The sequence below is a fragment of the Streptomyces sp. NPDC026673 genome (assembly GCF_040638135.1).
In the GTDB taxonomy this organism is placed as follows: Bacteria; Actinomycetota; Actinomycetes; order Streptomycetales; family Streptomycetaceae; genus Actinacidiphila.
The window spans coordinates 1-18,748 of record NZ_JBEZXR010000073.1; the positions used below are offsets into that span (position 1 = coordinate 1).

At 72.3% G+C, this 18,748-nt stretch carries 19 protein-coding genes; 9 read left to right on the plus strand and 10 right to left on the minus strand.

The window, feature by feature from the left end:
• The 3 genes from AB0F62_RS33915 to AB0F62_RS33925 all read right to left on the minus strand — a co-directional run.
• Positions 1-221: ATP-binding cassette domain-containing protein (locus AB0F62_RS33915; protein ID WP_361808368.1), on the minus strand; the 221-nt coding region annotated here is incomplete at its 3' end.
• 75 nt (positions 222-296) lie between these two features.
• A complete protein-coding gene (locus AB0F62_RS33920; RefSeq protein WP_361808371.1) occupies positions 297-1,139 on the minus strand; it encodes a DUF4097 family beta strand repeat-containing protein in 843 nt (280 codons plus the stop codon).
• Positions 1,140-1,221: 82 nt separating this feature from the next.
• On the minus strand, positions 1,222-1,740 hold the full coding sequence (locus AB0F62_RS33925; RefSeq protein WP_361808374.1) for a hypothetical protein: 519 nt from the start codon (positions 1,738-1,740) through the stop codon (positions 1,222-1,224).
• 288 nt (positions 1,741-2,028) lie between these two features.
• On the opposite strand from AB0F62_RS33925, the gene AB0F62_RS33930 reads away from it, so the two are divergent.
• From AB0F62_RS33930 to AB0F62_RS33945, 4 genes are all read left to right on the plus strand, one after another.
• Positions 2,029-3,546 (plus strand): hypothetical protein, encoded by a 1,518-nt coding sequence (locus AB0F62_RS33930; RefSeq protein WP_361808377.1) that lies wholly within the window; start codon positions 2,029-2,031, stop codon positions 3,544-3,546.
• Positions 3,547-3,727: 181 nt separating this feature from the next.
• Positions 3,728-4,252 carry an ATP-binding protein gene (locus AB0F62_RS33935; protein WP_361808380.1) on the plus strand — a complete coding sequence of 175 codons (525 nt, stop codon included), beginning with the start codon at positions 3,728-3,730 and terminating at the stop codon, positions 4,250-4,252.
• A 189-nt stretch (positions 4,253-4,441) separates the two neighbouring features.
• Positions 4,442-5,233, plus strand: a complete 792-nt coding sequence (locus AB0F62_RS33940) for a DUF4239 domain-containing protein (protein WP_361808383.1) — start codon at positions 4,442-4,444, stop codon at positions 5,231-5,233.
• Positions 5,234-5,357: 124 nt separating this feature from the next.
• Entirely contained in the window at positions 5,358-6,104 is a 747-nt protein-coding gene (locus AB0F62_RS33945) for an aminoglycoside phosphotransferase family protein (protein WP_361808386.1), read from the plus strand.
• Positions 6,105-6,141: 37 nt separating this feature from the next.
• Here AB0F62_RS33945 and AB0F62_RS33950 read toward each other — a convergent pair whose 3' ends face one another.
• From AB0F62_RS33950 to AB0F62_RS33965, 4 genes are all read right to left on the minus strand, one after another.
• The gene (locus AB0F62_RS33950; protein ID WP_361808389.1) at positions 6,142-7,119 is read right to left on the minus strand and encodes a hypothetical protein; all 978 of its coding nucleotides are present in this window, start codon (positions 7,117-7,119) and stop codon (positions 6,142-6,144) included.
• A 217-nt stretch (positions 7,120-7,336) separates the two neighbouring features.
• Positions 7,337-7,891 carry an XRE family transcriptional regulator gene (locus tag AB0F62_RS33955; protein ID WP_361808391.1) on the minus strand — a complete coding sequence of 185 codons (555 nt, stop codon included), beginning with the start codon at positions 7,889-7,891 and terminating at the stop codon, positions 7,337-7,339.
• A 9-nt stretch (positions 7,892-7,900) separates the two neighbouring features.
• Positions 7,901-10,036, minus strand: coding sequence for a helix-turn-helix transcriptional regulator (locus AB0F62_RS33960; protein ID WP_361808394.1), 2,136 nt, complete (start codon positions 10,034-10,036; stop codon positions 7,901-7,903).
• A gap of 24 nt (positions 10,037-10,060) precedes the next feature.
• Positions 10,061-10,417, minus strand: a complete 357-nt coding sequence (locus AB0F62_RS33965) for a hypothetical protein (RefSeq protein WP_361808397.1) — start codon at positions 10,415-10,417, stop codon at positions 10,061-10,063.
• A 132-nt stretch (positions 10,418-10,549) separates the two neighbouring features.
• Here AB0F62_RS33965 and AB0F62_RS33970 point away from each other — a divergent pair, with 132 nt between their 5' ends.
• A complete protein-coding gene (locus AB0F62_RS33970; protein WP_361808400.1) occupies positions 10,550-10,873 on the plus strand; it encodes a hypothetical protein in 324 nt (107 codons plus the stop codon).
• 4 nt (positions 10,874-10,877) lie between these two features.
• On the opposite strand, the gene AB0F62_RS33975 is transcribed toward AB0F62_RS33970, so the two are convergent.
• Positions 10,878-11,864 (minus strand): AraC family transcriptional regulator, encoded by a 987-nt coding sequence (locus AB0F62_RS33975; RefSeq protein WP_361808403.1) that lies wholly within the window; start codon positions 11,862-11,864, stop codon positions 10,878-10,880.
• A 71-nt stretch (positions 11,865-11,935) separates the two neighbouring features.
• On the opposite strand from AB0F62_RS33975, the gene AB0F62_RS33980 reads away from it, so the two are divergent.
• Complete coding sequence (locus AB0F62_RS33980) at positions 11,936-13,309, plus strand: FAD-dependent oxidoreductase (RefSeq protein ID WP_361808406.1); 1,374 nt, start codon at positions 11,936-11,938, stop codon at positions 13,307-13,309.
• 128 nt (positions 13,310-13,437) lie between these two features.
• Here the strand turns inward: AB0F62_RS33980 and AB0F62_RS33985 are convergent, their stop codons facing one another.
• A complete protein-coding gene (locus AB0F62_RS33985) occupies positions 13,438-14,514 on the minus strand; it encodes a hypothetical protein (RefSeq protein WP_361808409.1) in 1,077 nt (358 codons plus the stop codon).
• 301 nt (positions 14,515-14,815) lie between these two features.
• Here AB0F62_RS33985 and AB0F62_RS33990 point away from each other — a divergent pair, with 301 nt between their 5' ends.
• On the plus strand, positions 14,816-16,948 hold the full coding sequence (locus AB0F62_RS33990; RefSeq protein WP_361808411.1) for a SpoIIE family protein phosphatase: 2,133 nt from the start codon (positions 14,816-14,818) through the stop codon (positions 16,946-16,948).
• A gap of 18 nt (positions 16,949-16,966) precedes the next feature.
• Here the strand turns inward: AB0F62_RS33990 and AB0F62_RS33995 are convergent, their stop codons facing one another.
• Positions 16,967-17,320 (minus strand): hypothetical protein, encoded by a 354-nt coding sequence (locus AB0F62_RS33995; RefSeq protein ID WP_361808414.1) that lies wholly within the window; start codon positions 17,318-17,320, stop codon positions 16,967-16,969.
• 192 nt (positions 17,321-17,512) lie between these two features.
• On the opposite strand from AB0F62_RS33995, the gene AB0F62_RS34000 reads away from it, so the two are divergent.
• Positions 17,513-18,037, plus strand: coding sequence for a PadR family transcriptional regulator (locus tag AB0F62_RS34000; RefSeq protein ID WP_361808417.1), 525 nt, complete (start codon positions 17,513-17,515; stop codon positions 18,035-18,037).
• The gene (locus AB0F62_RS34005) at positions 18,034-18,720 is read left to right on the plus strand and encodes an ABC transporter ATP-binding protein (protein ID WP_361808420.1); all 687 of its coding nucleotides are present in this window, start codon (positions 18,034-18,036) and stop codon (positions 18,718-18,720) included. The genes AB0F62_RS34000 and AB0F62_RS34005 overlap by 4 nt, the downstream gene beginning before the upstream one ends.
• Positions 18,721-18,748: the final 28 nt, after the last annotated feature.

The window sequence follows — 18,748 nt, forward strand, 5'->3', positions numbered from 1 at the left end:
ACCTGCGCCTGCCCGCCGTCGGCGGACACGAGCGTGGAAAGGATCTTGACGACGGTGGTCTTCCCGGCACCGTTCGGCCCCAGGAGCGCGAAGACCGTTCCTTCCGGGACGGCCAGGTCGACGCCGTCGAGAACGGTCTTGCCGCCGTAGGACTTGCGCAGGCCGATGGCGGAGACGGCGGCGGGCGACTGCGGATTGACCACGCGCCTTGGTGTGGGCATGACAGATGAAACCATGGAGCCCTCCCGTTCGGAGGTTGAAGTGACGGGGTGATGGGAAAGTGCCGGGGCCGGCGTTCAGGCCCTGGCGCGACGGATGTCGATGTTGCCCCAGCGGGTCCGGGCGCGGACCTCGACGGCGTCCTCGGTGTTCTCCGGGGGTGCCGAGTCCGCGAGCGTGTTGCGCACCTGTCCGCGCTCGGAGCTGACGTCGAGCCAGGCGGCGGTGCCCTCGCGGATGCCGACCTCGATGGCGCCGTAGGAGGTCTCCAACTGAACGGTGCCACGGGCGACCTCGGCGACCCGGAGGTTGCCGTGGGCGACGGTGGCGGCGACCGAGCTCTCGGCGCGCTCGATGTCGACGTTGCCGTGGGCGCCGCGCACGCGCAGCTCGCCGATCGCCGCGCCGACGGTCGTGGTGCCGTGCGAGTTCTTCAGGACCGCGGGACCGTCGATGGTACCGATGCGCAGACTGCCGGAGCTGGTGGTGATCTCGGCGGCCCCCTCGATCCGGTCGACGATGACCGAGCCGTGGGAAGCCGTCATCTCCAGCGGGCCGGTCGTGTCGAAGCGGACGTCATTGGACGAGGTCTTCACCCGGACCTCGCCGAGCCGGCCCTCGCCCAGCACCTGGGTCCAGGAGCCGGTCACCTCGACGCGCGAACCCGTGGGCAGTTCGACCGTCACATCGACGGCGCCGGTGGGGCCGATGAGATAGCGGTCCTTCGTCCTGACGGTCAGGACGCCGCTCGCGTACGTGACCTCGGTCTGCTCGGCGGCCCGAACGTTCTTGTCCCGCTTCGGGTCGAGGGGCCGCACCTCCACGACGGTGTCGCGGCGGTCGCTCGCGGTGAACCGGACGGAGCCGGCACCCACGTGGGCGGTGACCGAGATCGGTTCGGGGGTGTCGAAAGAAGGCATGGCTGTCCCGTCCTGGTGAGTCTTCGGATCGTCCCCGCTGGTGGGACGTGGTGTGGGTGGGGCGGTGCGGGTCCGGGTGCGGCTAGCGCACCCAGCCCGTGAAGCTCTGTCCGATGGTGCGGGTCTTCTCCGTCGGTCGCTGCTGCGGGCCGCCGTCGACCGCGGCCGACACGGCCCGGACCAGCCATGCGTTGACCGACAGGCCCTCGCGGTTCGCGGCCTCCTCGGCGCGGGTCTTGAGGTGCGCCGGCAGGCGCAGGTTGACGCGGGCGGTGCCGCCCTCGTCGCCCTCGGCCGGGGCCGGGGTCCTGAGCGGTTCGACGGGCGCGACGCCCACATCCGCGGGGCCGCCGCCGGCGGGCGGCAGTGTCACCACGAAGTCGGGGTCCAGTCCGCGCAGCCGTACGTCGACCGAGCCGGGGGCGAGTTCACGGGTGATCTCGTCCATCGCGGCGGAGAGCACGTTGAGCATGGTCAGACGGGTCGCCGACTCCAGGGGAGCGGTGAGCCGCTCGGCCAGCTCGCGGGCTTCCTCCCCGCCGGCTTCGGCGGCCACCGCGAGTTCGCGGCGCAGGGTTTCGACATATGGCGTGAGGTCCATGACGCCATAGTGGCACCACAATGGCGCCACACGCAAGGGCATGGGCCGCCCTGGATCGGCGTGACCCAAAGACCCCCCACTCGACCTGCGAAAACGCCGTCATGGCGGCCTGGGCCACGATGGCATCACGCACGCCCTTGCCGCCGTTGGAGCATCGACTGGCACCGGGTGGCGCCAGATGGCACCAAGTGGCACCACCTCGGCGCCACGGGCAGGGCCGACAGGACCAGCGGGGGCCGGCGGGAAAAATCTCGAACTTCTCCTCCACGCTCCCGGCAGGATGCCGGTGTGCAGCACATCCTGGGCGGACTCGCCGCCAATCCGGCCCTGCCGCCCGAACTGGTCGACCGGCTGATAGCCGTCGCGGACGACGACATCGCCACGGGCCTCGCCGACCGCGCCGACCTCAGCCGGGCACAGGCCGTCGCGCTGGCCGAGCGCGTCGGCGAGAGCGCGGTACAGCTCGCGTACGCGGGCCGGCTGACCGCCGCCGACATCGACGCATCGGTCCGGCCGGATGCCGCCCTCGCGATGCTCGACCAAGGTGCCGGCCGCCCGGAGTGGGCGCGCCTCCTCGCGGCGGACCCGGTCCGTGAGCACCGGGAGAAGCTGGCGGCCTGCCCCGGCCTGCCGTCCGACGTGGTGGACATGCTCTCGACGGATCCGGACGTGGGCGTCGTCGCCGAGCTCGCGTTGTGGACCACCCCCGAGACGGCGGAGAAGCTCGCGGCACACCCCCACGCCGAGGTCCGCCGGGCCGTGGCGTGCAACGAGGCGACGCCGCCCGCCGCACTGGCGGCGCTGGTGACCGGGGAGGGGCTGCCCGCCGCGTCCCGCTGTCGGGTCTGTGACCGCGAGGAAACCCCCTTCGTCCACGATCCGCAGTGCCCACGGCTCGACTGCGACCTACCGCCGGGCGCCTCCTGCGCCGGATTCCACGAGTCCGCCCTCCACGCCATACGGCAGGCGGCACTGTGCAACCCGGCCACCCCCGTCGAAGCGGTCGTCGGCTTCGTGGACCACCCGTCCATGCTGTTGCGATGGGCGCTCGCCGCCCGTCGGGACCTGCCCCGGCGGGCGTACGCACGGCTCGCCTCGGACCCCATTCCCGGTATCCGCGCCGACCTCGCCGAGAATCCCGCGATCGACGAAGTCCTGATCCGCGTGATGGCCGACGACCGTGATCCGCACGTGCTGCGCGGGCTCGCGCAACACCCCCGCGTACCGCTCGACGTGCTCATCCGCCTCGCCCGGACCAGCAAGATCGGTGCCACCCTCCTCCCCCGTGTCGCCGCCTGCTCCCCCGCCGAGGTCGAAGAGCTGGCCACGTCACCCGACCCGGCCGCGCGAATGCTCGTGGCCCAACGACGCGACCTGCCGCCCGGGATACGCGATCGGCTGGCCGGCGACCCCGACGCGAAGGTGGTCAAGGCCCTCGCTCCGCACCCCGGCCTCACGGAAGCGCAGTTGCGCGCCATGGTCGCCCGGCACGGGGTCGGTGTCCTGGCCGGGGTCGCGGCCAACCCGGACGCTGCCCCGGCGCTGTTGGCGGACCTGGTCCGGCACGAACCGACGGCGCGGAAGGTGTTCCGTGAGGTCGTCCGGCATCACGCGGCGCCCGCCTCGGCAGTGCTCGCCTGCCTGGCGGACGGCAAGGCCAGACCCGTCGCCGCCGGGCACCCGGCACTGCCGCCGCAGGTCATCGTGGAACTGCTTTCCGATCCGAATCCGGCGGTGGCGGAAGCGGCGGCGGCCAACCCGTCGCTGCCACCTGCCGTGATGGCGGAACTGCTGTGCGCGCGATGAGCGCAGCCGGGCGCGTCGACCGTTCACGCGTCACGTGAGGCGCCCGGTCGCTCTACCCGGTCGACTGGTGGCACCAGGGATACCGCTTCGAACCTTCGCATCGCACAGTGACCCTGCCTGAGGACCGCGCTCCTGCCCCGGGATCGATCCCCCGGCCCGCGCAGCGCTAGCATCGAGCCACATGATCGTATGGCTCAACGGCACCCACGGCGCCGGCAAGACGACGACCAGCGCACTGGTGCAACCACTGATCCCGGATTCCCGGGTGTTCGACGCCGAGAAGGTCGGCGAGACGCTCATGGACATCACTCCGGGGCTGCCCGGGACGGACAACTTCCAGCACTGGCCGCCGTGGCGGCCGCTCGTCGTCGAGACCGCACGCCGCGTACTCGAGTACACCGGCGGCACCCTCGTGATGCCCATGACCGTCCTGGTCGAGCAGTACTGGCGCGAGATCAGCACGGGCCTCGCCCGGCATGCGATCCCTGTGCGTCACTTCGTCCTGCACGCCGACCAGGACACCCTTCGCGCGCGCATCGCGGGCGACTCTGTTGTCGGCCCCGACTCTCCGTTTCGTCTCAAATACCTCGAGCCCTACGCCGAAGCGGCCCGCACCTGGCTGCACAGCGAGGCCGAGGTCGTCGACACGACGCACCTCACACCGGCCCAGGCCGCTCTGCGGATCGCAGAGGCCGTCAAGAGCTGAGGTCCACCGCCCATCCACGAATACGGACCCTGCCCTTCGCGCCGTGATGCGCCCTGTCGGCCCAGCGGAGAATGCCTGCGTCGGCGGGGAAACCGGCGCGGCCGGTAATTCGACTGCCCCGGTGACGGAGCGGCGGGCGGTGGTCGTGCCGACCCGGAACACGGCCGCGAGCTGGGTAGAGTCGCCCGCGTGGGACTTTGGCTGCTCAACAACCTGAACACGGCCGGCCTTACGATTCTCATCGTCGGAGGCGTTGTTGTTGTTTCGCTTGCCGCCTGTCTGGTCACGCGTCGCCTTTTTCCTGCGTTGATCAATGGCGTGACCAATGATGTGTCCCGAACGGTACTTGAACTGTTCGGAGCCATCTACGGAATCGTCCTTGCTTTCGTCATCGTGACCCTGTGGACCGAACTTGAGCAAGTGCAATCAGTGGTGACTTCGGAGGCCACGGATCTCGCGGTGATTTCCCGCAACGCGCATTCGTTTCCGGACGATGTCCAGGAAAAACTGGACCGAGCGATCGGGGGCTATGTTCACGCTGTCGTGGAGGATGCATGGCCGCTGATGCGCGACGGAAAGAACAGCCTCAGCGCGACATCGGGCAAGCTCGAGGCATTGTATACAGTGCTGCAGGATTACAATCCGAAAACCGCTTCCGAACAGGCCTTCTACAGTGAATCGGTGGAGCGGCTGAACGATGTGACCGCACAGCGCAGAACCCGCATCCTGGCCGCAACGCAGCAATTGCCCGCCCTTCTGGAGGTCCTCACCTACGGGGGAGCGCTGGTCGTGATGCTGGTCACCTTGCTTTACGGGGTGGAGAACCTCAAGGTGCAGCTGCTTTTCGTAGGGTCGATCGCATTGCTGGTGGGCCTGAGCCTCACCCTCGTCCTCGTCCTCGAACACCCCTTCGCCGGCGATGTGAGTGCGAGTCCGCATCCGTTCATGGAAGGCCAGCTGAGGAAATACTGGGGCAAGTGATGTGGTGAGGTCCGTCGAGAGATCCACCGCACCAGGCCGTCGGGTAGCGGGACGCGGTCGACCGCGTCATCGCACGCGATGAACCCGGCGACGTCGGCGATCCTCCCCGGGATACTGGTCGCCCATGGATGAGGTCGAAGTCGTCATCGCCCATTCCGAGCGCGCGACCCTGCGCGTCGGCGACGTGTTCCTGAAGGTGGACGCCGATCAGGCGCGCATCGACGTCGAGGTCGAGGCGATGTCCCTCGCGCCGGTCCCGACCCCGGAGGTCCTGTGGCGCAAGCCGCCCGTGCTCGCGATCGCCGCGCTCCCCGGGACGACGCTGGGGCGCCTCGGCGGGCCGTCGACCGGGTCGCCGGCGGCGTGGGCCGCGGCGGGTGCCGCCATCCGGAGGCTGCACGACGCGCCGTTGCCGGCCCGGCGCGGCCGGGCCGGCCGGAGCAGCGGCGCGCTGGCTGCGGAACTCGCCGACGAGTGCGAGTGGCTCGTGACGAACGGCGTCCTGCCCGCCGACCTGGTCGCCCGCAACCGCCAGGTCGCCGAGGCCGCGCTCCGGCCGTGGACTCCGGCGTTCACACACGGCGACCTGCAGATCGCGCACCTCTTCGTCGACGGCGACGAGGTCACCGGCATCATCGACTGGTCCGAGGCGGGCCGGGGTGATGCCCTGTACGACCTCGCCACCTTCACCCTCGGACACGAGGAGCACCTCAACGACGTCATCGCTGGCTACGGCACCGAGGTCGACCTCGACGTGGTCCACGCGTGGTGGTCGTTGCGAAGCCTGCTGGTGGTTCGCTGGCTGATCGAGCACGGCTTCGACCCCTTCGCCCCGGGCTGTGAGGTCGACGTGCTGAGAGCCCGGATGTGAGGCAGCGTGAACCCGGATGCGGGCGGGTGATCGCCCATCAACTTTCCGGTTGTGGCAGCGCGGAGGGCACCGGAGTGTGCGACCAGCGGACGGGGGTGCCGTCAGGACCGTTGGTGAGCCAGGAGCCGTCGCCCAGAGGCACCAGTTCGTACGGGTTGGTCACTTCGACGGCGATCTCGCCGCTGAGCGTGGCCGTGCGCACGTCGATGAGGTGGTAGCGGAACCACTCCTCCTCGCCCTGGCCCTCACCGCCCAGTGTGACGACGGCCAGGTCTGGGGTCAGGTAGCCGCCGCTCCATTCCACGAAGGTCTCCTCCGGGTCGTATCCGAAGGCTTCGACGGGCAGGGTGAAGAGCACTTGCCCGCTGGGGTGGCGGTGGAAGGCGACATCCCCCTGCCCGTGGTCGACGGTCATGAACTGCTGCCCGTCTGGCGCCAGGTCGATCAGGCAGCGGTCCCACCACGGGTACGTCACGAACTCCGCCTCGCCGCCGGCCCGGGCCGTGCCCCTGAGAATGACTGAGCCGTCCTGGCCCTCACCGATGTCGAGGTAGTTGCTGCCGTCCACGGGGTGCACGTAATGGCCGGCGCCGTGCCCGACTGTCTCCAGTTCCCGGCGGACAAGGACCGCCCCACTATCAGCGTCGTGCACGACCCACTGATCTCCGCCTCCGCGTCCCGCCATCGCGTCCGGCCGGTAGACCCATACGGTCCGGCCGTCCAGGGACAGCGCACAGCCAGGCCGGTGACCATGGCGCCGGTCCGAGTAGGGCTCGAAGTTCGATGTCCACACCAGGCCACCGGCGCGCGTGAGGCAGACGACGCCGTTCGGCGTCGTGTACACGACCCGCTCCAGATCGGGCCAGACCGCCGACTCCACGACCTCGTCGCCGGGCCGCGGCTGGAACACCGCGGCGGGCTCCAGTGCCCCGAACACCCCGGGGTCCACCACGTAGGCATGGATCCGCCGATTGCGGTGGCGTGTGATCACCTTCGGAGGCCGCACGGGAATCATCTGCCGAGGCTAACGTCCCGTTCAGGCCGACCGACAGCCAGGATCCGTGGGCGCACCGTCCTCCAAGGCCACCGCTCCAACGAAGGGGCCGATCCGCCCGGGTTGGATGACCAAGAGCGTTCAGTCACACCAGTTGGTGACAATCAGCCTGCATGTGTGACGACTACCGTGCTTCGGCTCAGCGGCCGGTCCCCGATTCGGGAACCGCGGTGCGGCCTCAGAATTCGAACTCGACGTAGTCGATGTCGGTGAAGTCGACCCGCAGGCCCTGCGCGCGGCGACCGCGGTCCTTGAAGTAGACCTCCTGCAGGCCCTCCGCCGCGATGGCCCGCAGCTGGTCCTCGCCGGCGCCCGCGGACTGGGCGGCGAACAGCCGTGCGGCGTAGTCGGGGGGCAGGGCCTGGGTGACGAGGCGGACGCGGGCGTCGTCGGTGGAGCCCGGGGCGGCCGTGAAGCCGAAACGCGCGCGGGTCTCGATGACGATGCCGCCGCTGGTGGCCGCGCGCTGCCTGGCGCGTTCGCGGACGCGGGGCTGCCACCGTCTGGCCACCTCCGCCGCGAGGCGGCCAGCCAGGTCCTTGCGGGGACGTTTGATCTGGCCGGTCAGATAGCGCTCGACGGTGCGCTGCGACACGCCGAGCAGGGCGGCGACGGCCCTGGTGCCCTTCTCCTGCTTGACGAGGAACCGCATCTGGGCCTGCGCCGACTTGGGGGCGGGGCGTGTGAGGGTCTTCGCCGTGGCCTTGTCGAGGCCGTCGCCGAGCATGCCCACCGGGTTCTCCTACTCTCCGTCGAGGGCGGCGTCGCCGCCCTTGATGTGGCGGGCGGGATTGTGGCCGTCCTCCAGCAACTCCACGGCCCACATGAGGGATTGGGTGCCCTCGTGCTTGACCATCCCCGGTGACACGCCGAGCCGGAAACCACCGGGCAGCGGCTTCCCCTCAGGCGTGCGCGGCAGGAAGTCCAAGGGGCCGGGACCGTCGGAAAGATACACGGCGCAGTCGGACAGGGCGGCGATCGGGAAGAGTCCGGCGGCGGCGAACCTCGTCATCTTGCGGTGCATGTTGACCCGGGCGGTGGCGATGACGGCGGCGCGGATGTCGGGGCGCCACGTGGGGCGGTCGAGGGCGGGCCAGCGTTCCCCGGGACGGTAGCCGGCGCCCTGGGGGCGTTCGCGCAGCTTGCCGATGCCGCCCTTCACCGTGGCCTTGACGGCGGACAGGAGAGCGGCGCGGGCCGGGTCCGTCTGCTTGTGGTGCTCCATCGCGGCGAGGAAGTCGGCTTCCGGCATGCCGGAGACGACGCCGAGTTCGGCCATGGTGGCCATGTACGCGTCGCGCAGTCGGCCGTACCAGGCGTCGAGGTACGCGCCGTGCTCGGGGCGTACGTACGCCTCGGCCGGGCTCACGTCGTGGCCGAGTTCGACGGCGTAGGCGACGGTGGGGGTGGCGTACCAGGCGGGGCCCTCGGGGCGGCGGCCGTCGGGGGTGAACGGATTCGGAAGGCGCGGGTCGAGGGCGATCCGCGAGAGGTCGACGAGCCAGGAGCCGGGCAGTGCCTTGTCGAACCGCGGCCGCCGTACGTGCACGGCGGGACCGAGCCCGACGTTCAGGCGGTTCGCTGCGGCGGCGAACGCCATGTTGACGTCGATCCCGACCGCGAACTTCCGCGCGCACTCGTCGTCGGTGAGCAGTTGCGGGTCCCGGATCCATTCGAAGGCCTCCTCGTCGAGGACCTCGTCCGGGGTGCGCCGGTGCCCGCGCGGGAACCGGGAGGTCACGACGGGGTGCTCGTCGGGGGCCTCGGGTGGCGCCGGGTCCACGGGACCGGTGAGGGCGCCGGGGTTCGCCCCCGACACCCACGCTCCGGTAGCGGGGTCCTTGACGGCCCGGGTCGGCGGGCGCAGGGCCGTCATGAGTTCCAGGCCGCTCACGGCGGTGGAGCCGCGCGGGGTGACGACGCGGTGCGCGTAGTCCGCCAGCAGCTGGGCGAGTTCGGGCGGCGGCAGTTGTTCGGCGTCGCCCCAGGAGCGGCTGTCGAGGGCTCCCCATGACAGGACCGCGAGCTGCACGCAGTGGCGCCGGCCGTCCTGCGCGGGGCGGTAGACGCGGGCCCAGGGGCCGAATCCGCGACGCGTGAGCTGCCATTTGGCGCGGGTGATCTGCCGGACGACCTTGTGGTCCCCGGGCAGCCGCAGGGCCCTGCGGTCCTCCAGCACCGCGGGCAGGCCGAGGCGTTCGGCGGCCTGGGCGGTGAGCACGACCAGGGGGTCGGAGTCCTTGCCGTTGCGGTGCAGGCGCGGGGCGCCGAGCCGCGCTTCGGCGAGCGTCCACTCGACCAGCGACGGCACGTCGGCCGCCGGGCAGCGCAGGAGGAGGCCGTCCGCGCAGTAGGCGGTGCCGTCGCCGTCGAGTACGGCGAGGGGGCCGTTGGCGAACCGCGGATCCGCCTCTGTGGGTGCCGGGGCCGGCGTCCGTGCTGCCGCTGCCGCTGCCGCTGCCGCTGCCGAGGGGACGACCGCCGCTGCGGGAGCGGGCGTTGCGGCGGGCCCGGTCGCGGGTGTCCGCCGCGCCGGAGCGGGCGGCGCCTGGACGGGCCGTGCCATGGGGGCGGCGGCCGAGGACGGCGGCGCCTCGGGGGCCGCGACCGGGGCGGGGCCGGGCCCGGTGACGCGGAGCTGGGCCGCGATGCCGTCCAGCAGCTTGGCGTACGCGGCACGTGCGGCGCCCTGCGGCTCACTGCGGCCGGCCTCCCAGCCGGCCACGGTCGTCCGGGTGACGTCGAGCGCCTCGGCGACCTCGGCCTGCGTCAGGCCGTACTCGGTGCGCAGGCGGGAGCGTTCGGCGGGCTCGGGCAGGCGGATCCGCCGCGGCCCCGACTTCAGCAGGGCGTCGACGGGATCGGACGTGCTGGCCATGCGGCGGTGGGCTCCTTCGCTGCTTCAGTCCTGGCCGGTTCCGGAGGCACGGCGGGGTTCCGCGTCGAGGAACTCGCGCAGGTGCTGTCCCGTGAGGATACGGGCCGGGTTGCGGCCCGGGGGCAGCGGAAGCCTGCGGCCCAGCGCCCAACGGAAACGCCGTGCCGGCGCCAGCTCGAACACATACCTGCCGCCGGTGCGCTCGTCGGCACGGCTCCCGCGGATCTCGAAGGCCCCGACGCAGACCCCGCCGTCGACGAACGCCAGCAGGAAGTCGCCGTGCTGGGCGACGGTCCGCTGCGAGAAGCGCCAGGCCCGGGCCGCGCTCTCCTCCACGGTCCGCCCGTCGCGCAGCGCCTGCCGCACGTCCACCGCCAGCATCCCGGCCCTCCCTCCGCCGCACCATCCGTGACCCGGGACTGTTTGTGCCCCGTATGAACGGACTTTATCGGCCGATAAAGCGGACGGGCGGGCCGACGCGCCCGGGAGGGTCCCGCACCTAGGCTGGGCCTCGTGGATGACCTCTTGGGCTGTCTGATCGTCGCGGCCGCACTGGCGGCGATCATGGGCGTGTTCGCCTGGCTGGCGCGGGTGATCCGGCGCCGCGGTGTCGCGGGGCACGCGGTCGCGGCCGCCCTGGCCTCCTACGAGGAGGCGTTCCGTGTCACGTCCTACGAGGCGCACCAGGAGATCCGCACCCAGGCGGAGCGAAAGGTGCCGTTCGAGTCGCCGGACGGGCCGTGGCGACCGGCCCGGTCCGTCCTCGCGGAACGCCCGGCCGCGGGCCCCTCGCGGGGGCCGCGTACGTGGGTCCGCCGTCTGCGGCGACGGCGTTGACCGATCACCCCGGGGACGGTTCACCGCCGTCGGCGGGGCCCAGGCGCAGGACGGAGACGCCTTCCCCGCGTACGGCCTGACGGGCCGCGCGACGGAGCCGGGCGGGGGTGTCGCCCGCGGCGAGGCGGAAGGCGCGGCCGAAGGCGGACTCGGATCCGTACCCCACGGCGGCCGCGACGGCGGCGACGGGCTGCTCGGTCTCCGTGAGCAGTTCCGCCGCGAGCAGCATGCGCAGCCGGGTCAGGAACTCCCCGGCGTTCATGCCGGTCTCCCGGCCGAAGTGCCGGATGAAGGTCGCCCTCGACATGGAGTTGAGGGCGGCGAACTTCTCGATGCCCCAGTCGTGGGCGGGGTCCCGCACGACCGCGTCGGTGACGGTCCGTACGACGCCACGGGTGGAGGCGAGCCAGGCCGCCCGGCCCACGCCGGACACGCTCCGCAGCGCCATCGTCAGCAGGACGTCGCAGAGCGAGTCGAGGACGGCCTCCGTGCCCGGGCCGACCGTCCTGGCCTCGTCGCGCATGAACGCACCGAGCAGCGGCAGGGGGCCGCCGGCGTCGGTGCCGAGCGGGACGTGCAGCACGTCGGGCAGCATGCCCATCAGCACCTGCCCCGCGCCCGGCCCCCAGGTGTAGTGGCCGCAGAAGAGGTCGACGGCGGCTCCGCGCACCGGGGTGTCTTCCGCGCGGATGCCGCGCAGCAGCGCGTACGGGCCGAGGTCCCGGCGCTCGATCGGCTCGTCCGGGTCGGGACCGCGCGTGTGCACGCGGTGCGCCGTGCCGCGTGGGAGGAGGACGAAGTCCCCCGCGCGCAGGGCGATCCGCCGGTCCGGCAGCTCGAGGGTGCACTCCCCGGCGAGCAGCAGATGGAACGGGGAGCGGCCGTTCCCGCCCTCGGGGTTGTCCAGGGTGTGGCGTCCGGCGACCATGCAGCGGATGTCGACGGTGCCGCGCAACCGGGCCATCTGGACCACACGACTCAGAGTGTCCATGAGACTTTCTCGATAGAAATCGATATTCACCGATCTTGGCATCTCGCCGAGCGGGCGGCAAGGTGACAGCCATGGACACCATGGACGTCGATCTCCTCGTGATCGGATTCGGCAAGGGCGGCAAGACCCTCGCGGCGCGGATGGGCCGTCTGGGCAAGCGCGTGGCGATGGTCGAACAGTCGGACACGATGTACGGCGGCACCTGCATCAACATCGGGTGTGTACCGACCAAGGCGCTGATCCACCGCGCCGGGGAACTCCGCCCGGACGATCCGCCGGAGCCGGCGTTCAAGGACGCCGTCCGCAGCACGACCCGACTGACGGACACGCTCCGCGCGAAGAACTTCGAGATGCTCGACACGGTCGACTCCGTCACGGTCATCACGGGCCGGGCCCGGTTCGTCGATCCCGGGACGGTCGAGGTCAGTGCGGGCGGCGACCGTCTGCTCGTCACGGCGGGCACGGTGGTCGTCAACACCGGCGCGGAGCCGGTCGTGCCCGACATCCCGGGGCTGCGCGCCAGCGCGTACGCCAGGACGAGCACCGACCTGGTGCGGGACCCGGAGCGGCCGGGCCGGCTGGTGATCCTCGGGGCGGGCTATCTCGGGCTGGAATTCGCCGGGTTGTACCGGAAGTTCGGCAGCGAGGTGACCGTCCTGGAGGCCGGTGCGCGGGTGATGCCCCGCGAGGACGAGGATGTCGCGGACGCGGTGGCGGGCATCCTGGCGGACGAGGGCGTGACCCTTGTGACGGGCGCGACGGTCACCGGTGTCACCGACGCGGCGGACCACACCACGGTGCGCTACCGAGTCGGCGGGCAGGACCACGCCGCCGAGGCGGACGCCGTCCTGATCGCGACCGGGCGCAGGCCCGCCACCGATGGGCTCGGCCTCGAGGCCGCCGGGATCCTGACCACGGACTCCGGCGCGATCGCCGTGGACGAGCACCTGCGCACCAGCCGGCCGCATGTCTTCGCCGTCGGGGACGTCAACGGCGGGCCGCAGTTCACCTATATCTCGCTCGACGACAGCCGGATCGTGGCCGACCAGCTCACGGGCCCGGGCACCCGCACGACGGGGGACCGCGTGGCCGTTCCGTACACGGTCTTCACGACGCCGCCGCTCTCGCGCGTCGGGCCGACCGAGGCGCAGGCGCGCGAGCAGGGGTACGAGGTCGGGGTCGCCGCGATGGCGGTCGGCGCGATCGCCGCGATGCCCCGGGCGAAGATCGTCGGGGAGACGCGCGGCATGATGAAGTTCGTCGTCGACACGGCCACGGACCGCGTGCTCGGGGCGGCGCTGCTGAGCGTCGACTCCCAGGAGCTGATCAACACGGTCGCGTTGGCGATACGGCACGGTGTCACGGCGAGCGAACTGCGCGACGCCGTCTACACGCACCCGAGCTCGACCGAGGCCTTCAACGAGGTGCTGGCCGCGCTCCGGTGAGCCCATGGCCCGGCCCCGCCCCGTCGCCCCTTCCGGCATGCCTGGATCGAGGGACCGGGAACGGGCCGGCGGCGTGGCCGGGACTACGCCGGAGTACCGGCCACGCCGGTGGCGGCCCTGGGGCTGCCCTACGCCCCCGCGACCGCCCGGTGCCGGCCGGCGGCGCGGACGGCGTAGCGGAGGGTGGCCGCGTACAGCGCGAGGAACGCCGCGCTGACCAGGGCGATCACCAGCCAGGTCAGACCCTGCCAGCCGGGGACTGCGGCGCCGTGCAGCCAACGGACGAGGAAGTTGCCGGTGGCCGCCGCGGGGAAGGAGAAGACCCAGTAACCGGTGTGGAACGCCTCCTGGCGTACGTGCGGCAGCAGGAACAGGACGATCAGGACGGTGAAGAGGACCAGCCCGGCGAAGCCGTATCCCACGGCGTCGATCCGTCCGCCGTGGGCGGACGTCCACGCGAGGCCGCCGACGGCCGGCGGGATGGTGAGGATGGTCAGCGTGGGGCGGGCGGGACCGGGCAGACCGCTCGCGACGAGGCGGCCGAGGATGACGGTGCCGAAGGCGAGCCAGTACAGGACGCCGATCGCGAACGCGGCCGAGGCCGCGTCCGGAAGCCGGACAGCGGAGGCGGTGGTGCTCGCGATGAACGGCCCGGAGACCACCGGCAGGAGGTAGCCGGGATGGAGGGTGGCCGAACTGAGGCCGCCGGTCACCCAGTGGGCGAGAAGGCGGGCGGCGATGACGGCGGCGGCGAGCGCGAACAGCGCGTAGAACCAGCGCGCGCCGTCGACACCGAAGCGGGCGAAGTGGCCCGTGGCGAGCATGCCGATGATCGGGACGTAGGCGAGGGCGAAGCCCTGGCCGGGGTGGTGGAGGTCGTCCCGCAGGTTGCGCCAGCGGGCCCCGCCGTGGCGGATGTACTGCGCCAGCAGCACCACCCACACCAGGCCGCTGACCACGAAGAGGACGTCGCTCACCCCGACGGGCGCGGACACCGTGGCGGACGCCGACTGCCAGACGCCGCCCAGCCCCGCGGTACCGAGGGACACCGACATCAGCCCGATGCGCGTCGCCCGCCGGGCGCCGTCGCCCTCGCTCCCGGCCGCGGCGCGCGACGGCCGTGGCGGGACGACCACGTCCGGGGGCGTGACGAGCACGTCCGGGGGCGTGTCGAGCACGGATGCGTCCAATCCGACCGACTGCATGCGGGGCTTCTCCTCGGGGTCCGGGCGCCGCGGAGGAGCGGCGGCGAGTCCGTGTGGTTGCAAATTTAAACCACCGGTGGCGGCCAGACCTTCCCGCCCGCCCCGGGGAATCCAACGTGGCCCGATCCGAGGGGAGCATGTCCCGATCCGCCCGGCGACGCCCCGCACCCCGCGCCCGGCCGAGATGCCCACACCTGCCGGCGGGGACTATCGTCCACATATGGGAGCGCCCCGGACCCGCCGAGAAGGCGTTCCCCCGCGGCGACCCGCCCCTTCCGGCACCGCGCGGGGCCGGTGAGTGATGGGCGAGCGCGCAGCGCACGGCGCCGCGCCGCACGAGGAGGCCGCACTCGACCGGGCACTGGCGGATGTGGCGAGAACCACCGGTTCCCACGCGGCCGGCGTGTTCCTGCTCGTCCCGCACTCGCAGGCGCTGCGCCTGGCCGTGGTGACGGGCTTGTCCGCCGGCGTGGTGCGGCCCTGGTCGCGGCTGGCGCTGGCCACACCCGCACCCGTCTCCACGGTGGCACGCGAGGGGCGTCCGGTGTGGGTGCACGGCCACGACGAACTGGCCCGGCGGTTCCCGCGCACGGCCTTCGCCCTCCCCTACCGGCTGGCGATGTACGTCATGCCGCTGAGAACGGGCGGCACCGTGTCCGGCGTACTGCAGCTGCTGTGGCCCGACACCCGTCCCGACCGGCTCACCCCGGACGAACGGGCCGCCGTCACGCGGACCGCCGAGCGGATGAGCGCGCTGCTGACGCAGGCCGCCGCGCGGGGGCGGCCGCTGCGGGCGGGCCCCGTACCCCGCGTGCTCGCTCCGGACCCGCCGCCGCCGAGACCCCCGGCCGAGGCCCAGGCCGCGGCGGAGCTGACGGAACGCCTGCGCGAGGGGATCCTGGCCCTGGACCTGGAGGGCCGCGTCACCTTCCTCAACGCGAGGGCCGCGGAGCTGCTCGGCCGGGACAAGGACGCGCTGATGCACACCCGCCTCTGGGAGTCGCTCCCCTGGCTCATCGACCCCGCCTACGAAGACCCCTACCTGGCCGCGCTGTTCAGCCGCCTCCCCACGGACTTCACCGCGCTGCGGCCCCCCGATGACTGGCTGGCCTTCCGGCTCTACCCCGACACCACCGGGATCAGCATCCGCCTCCGGCCGGCCCCCGCCCCGGCGGGCAACAAGCCCCCGCCCGCCACCCCCTCGGGAACCGCGCCGGTCCGCGCCGGGGCCCTCTATCACCTGCTCTACATCGCCTCGTCCCTCACCGAGGCGGTCGGCGTCGACGACGTGGCGAAGTCCGTCACCGAGCAGATCATGCCCGTCCTCGGGGCCGACGGGCTGACCCTGCTGACCTCGGACGGCGGACGGTTCCACGACGTCGCCTCACGGGGCTTCCTCCCGGAGCACAAGGACTTCTTCCGGGACCTGTCCCTCACGGTCGACACCGCGGGATCGCGGACCGTGGCGACGGGCACCCCCCTCTTCTTCAGCGACGTCGACGCCATACGGCACGCCTTCCCCCGTGTCACGCCGTACACCAAGATGGGCAGTTGGGCGTTCCTCCCGCTCAACGCCTCGGGGCGCACGATCGGCTGCTGCGTACTGGCCTACGCTCTCCCCCGCCCCTTCCCGCCCGACGAGCGCGCCGCGCTCAGCTCGCTGGCGGGCATGATCGCCCAGGCCCTGGAGCGGGCCCGCCTCTACGACACCAAGAACCAGGTCGCCCGCACCCTCCAGACCGCGCTGCTGCCGCACTCCCTGCCGCCCGTGCCCGGACTGCGCGTCGCCGCCCGCTACCTCCCGGCCACCACCGGCATGGACATCGGCGGCGACTTCTACGACCTGATCCGCCTGGACGGCTCGGCGGCCGCCGCGGTCATCGGCGACGTGCAGGGGCACAGCGTCAACGCGGCCGCGCTGATGGGGCAGATACGCACCGCGGTGCACACGCACGCCAGTACCGGCGCTGCGCCGGACGAGGTGCTCACCCGGATCAACCGCCTGTTCAAGGACCTCGACACGGACCTGTTCACCAGCTGCCTCTACGCCCAGCTGGACCTGCCGCGGCAGCGCGCGTTGCTGGCGAGCGCCGGTCACCTGCCCGCGCTGCTGCGCCATCCGTCCGGTCGCACGGAGATCCTGGACGTGCCGCCCGGACTCCTCCTCGGCGTCGACGTCGCCGCGGACTACCGGACCGCGGAGGTGCCCATGCCACCCGGAAGCGTACTCACCCTGTTCACCGACGGCCTCATCGAACGTCCCGGCACGGATCTGGACACCGCCCTCGGGGAACTGGCCGCCCGGCTCGCGGGCACCCCCACCGGGTCGCTGGACGATCTGGCCGACGGGCTCCTCCGGGAGGCCCGGCGGACCGCGGGGGGCCGCGACGACATCGCGCTGCTGCTCGTCAGCCCGCGGCCCGAGACAGGGTGACGGACGGGAGCGGCTCGGTCAGTACCCGTGTCCCACGAGATGGAACCGGCCCAGGGCGTCATGGATCAGTCGGCGTACCTCGGCCCACGTCGCGTCGACGGCCGCGTCGCCGCGCAGCCGGCACTCCGCGGGCCGCATGGCCGACAGGTGTGCGCGGCGCAGAGCCTCGACCGCCGCGACCGTTCCGGCGATCACGTAGTAGTGCCGGACGAACGCCCCCGATCCGGCGCGGTGGCGCAGCCCGATCAACCAGACCGTGCCGTCCCCGTCGCCGTCATGTGCGGGCCCGCTCGCCGGCCCGGTCCGCGCGCCGCCGGCCGGCGCCCGGTCGTCCGGCGGGTCGGCGCCGCGGGGAGGTTGGGCGTCCCTCATGTCTCGCTCCCGCCACGCGGCCACTGCTCCGGGAACCAGGGTGGCGCCGGGCGGGCCGGCGGGGCCACCGCCATCCGGCCGCCTTGCCCTCACCTCCGGTCAGGGCCGATCCTGTCGGCTGCTTCTTCGCGTCGCGGCAAAGGGGGACACCGCGTCTACTTGACGTGTATACCTCATATGTATAGTGGCGCCATGTCCATCGGTCATACCCTTCTGGGCCTCCTCGAGTCCGGGCCGCGCCACGGCTACGACCTCAAGCGCGCCTTCGACGAACGATTCGGCCACGACCGCCCGCTGCACTACGGGCAGGTCTACTCGACGATGTCGCGCCTGCTGAAGAACGGCCTGGTCGAAGTCGAGGCGATCGAGCCCGGCGAGGGCCCGGAACGCAAGCGGTACGCCATCACGGAAGCCGGCGTCACCGACGTCGTGCACTGGCTCGCCACCCCGGAAAAGCCCGAGCCGTATCTGCAGTCGACCCTGTACACCAAGGTCGTCCTCGCCCTGCTCACCGACCGGAACGCCGCCGACATCCTGGACGTGCAGCGCGCGGAGCACCTGAGGCTGATGCGCGACCTGACCGCGCGCAAACGCACCGGCGACCTCGCCGACCAGCTGATCTGCGACCACGCCCTGTTCCATCTGGAAGCGGATCTGCGCTGGCTCGAGGTGACCGCGGCGCGCCTGGACAGGCTCGCCGGGGAGATACGCGCATGACGCCCCCCGAACCGCTGCTCGCCGCCACCGGCCTGCGCAAGAGCTACGGGTCGACACAGGCTCTGGACGGCGCCGACTTCTCCATACGTCCCGGTGAGGTCGTCGCCGTGCTGGGCCCCTCCGGCTCGGGCAAGTCCACGCTGCTGCACTGCCTCGCCGGGATCGTCGTCGCCGACGCCGGAACCATCACCTACCGGGGCCGTGAGCTGTCCGCCATGAACGACGCCCAGCGCAGCGCGCTGCGGCGCGGCGAGTTCGGCTTCGTCTTCCAGTTCGGCCAACTCGTCCCCGAACTCACCTGCGCGGAGAACGTGGCGCTCCCGCTCCGGCTCAACGGCACGTCCCGCAAGGAGGCCACACGCACGGCCGTCGAATGGCTGGGGCGCCTGGAGGTCGAGGACGTCGCGGGCCGGCGGCCGGGCGGGATCTCGGGCGGGCAGGGGCAGCGGGTCGCCGTCGCCCGCGCCCTGGTCACCGGCCCCCGCGTGCTGTTCGCCGACGAGCCCACCGGCGCGCTGGACTCCCTCAACGGCGAACGCGTGATGCGGTTGCTGACCGATGCCGCCCGGGACACCGACGCCGCGGTCGTCCTGGTCACCCACGAGGCACGGGTGGCCGCCTACTCCGACCGCGAGATCGTCGTTCGCGACGGGCGGGTGCGCGACATGGCGCGCGTCGCGTGAGGCCGGACGGCCTCCTCGGCACCACCTG

Bases quoted from the DNA above. Each gene is read 5' to 3' on its own strand.
- AB0F62_RS33925 (WP_361808374.1), bottom strand. From the start codon at position 1,740: ATGGACCTCACGCCATATGTCGAAACCCTGCGCCGCGAACTCGCGGTG.
- AB0F62_RS33980 (WP_361808406.1), top strand. From the start codon at position 11,936: ATGGACACCATGGACGTCGATCTCCTCGTGATCGGATTCGGCAAGGGC.
- AB0F62_RS33995 (WP_361808414.1), bottom strand. From the start codon at position 17,320: ATGAGGGACGCCCAACCTCCCCGCGGCGCCGACCCGCCGGACGACCGG.
- AB0F62_RS34005 (WP_361808420.1), top strand. From the start codon at position 18,034: ATGACGCCCCCCGAACCGCTGCTCGCCGCCACCGGCCTGCGCAAGAGC.
- AB0F62_RS33990 (WP_361808411.1), top strand. From the start codon at position 14,816: ATGGGCGAGCGCGCAGCGCACGGCGCCGCGCCGCACGAGGAGGCCGCA.
- AB0F62_RS33920 (WP_361808371.1), bottom strand. From the start codon at position 1,139: ATGCCTTCTTTCGACACCCCCGAACCGATCTCGGTCACCGCCCACGTG.
- AB0F62_RS33935 (WP_361808380.1), top strand. From the start codon at position 3,728: ATGATCGTATGGCTCAACGGCACCCACGGCGCCGGCAAGACGACGACC.
- AB0F62_RS33985 (WP_361808409.1), bottom strand. From the start codon at position 14,514: ATGCAGTCGGTCGGATTGGACGCATCCGTGCTCGACACGCCCCCGGAC.
- AB0F62_RS34000 (WP_361808417.1), top strand. From the start codon at position 17,513: ATGTCCATCGGTCATACCCTTCTGGGCCTCCTCGAGTCCGGGCCGCGC.
- AB0F62_RS33950 (WP_361808389.1), bottom strand. From the start codon at position 7,119: ATGATTCCCGTGCGGCCTCCGAAGGTGATCACACGCCACCGCAATCGG.
- AB0F62_RS33945 (WP_361808386.1), top strand. From the start codon at position 5,358: ATGGATGAGGTCGAAGTCGTCATCGCCCATTCCGAGCGCGCGACCCTG.
- AB0F62_RS33960 (WP_361808394.1), bottom strand. From the start codon at position 10,036: ATGGCCAGCACGTCCGATCCCGTCGACGCCCTGCTGAAGTCGGGGCCG.
- AB0F62_RS33965 (WP_361808397.1), bottom strand. From the start codon at position 10,417: ATGCTGGCGGTGGACGTGCGGCAGGCGCTGCGCGACGGGCGGACCGTG.
- AB0F62_RS33975 (WP_361808403.1), bottom strand. From the start codon at position 11,864: ATGGACACTCTGAGTCGTGTGGTCCAGATGGCCCGGTTGCGCGGCACC.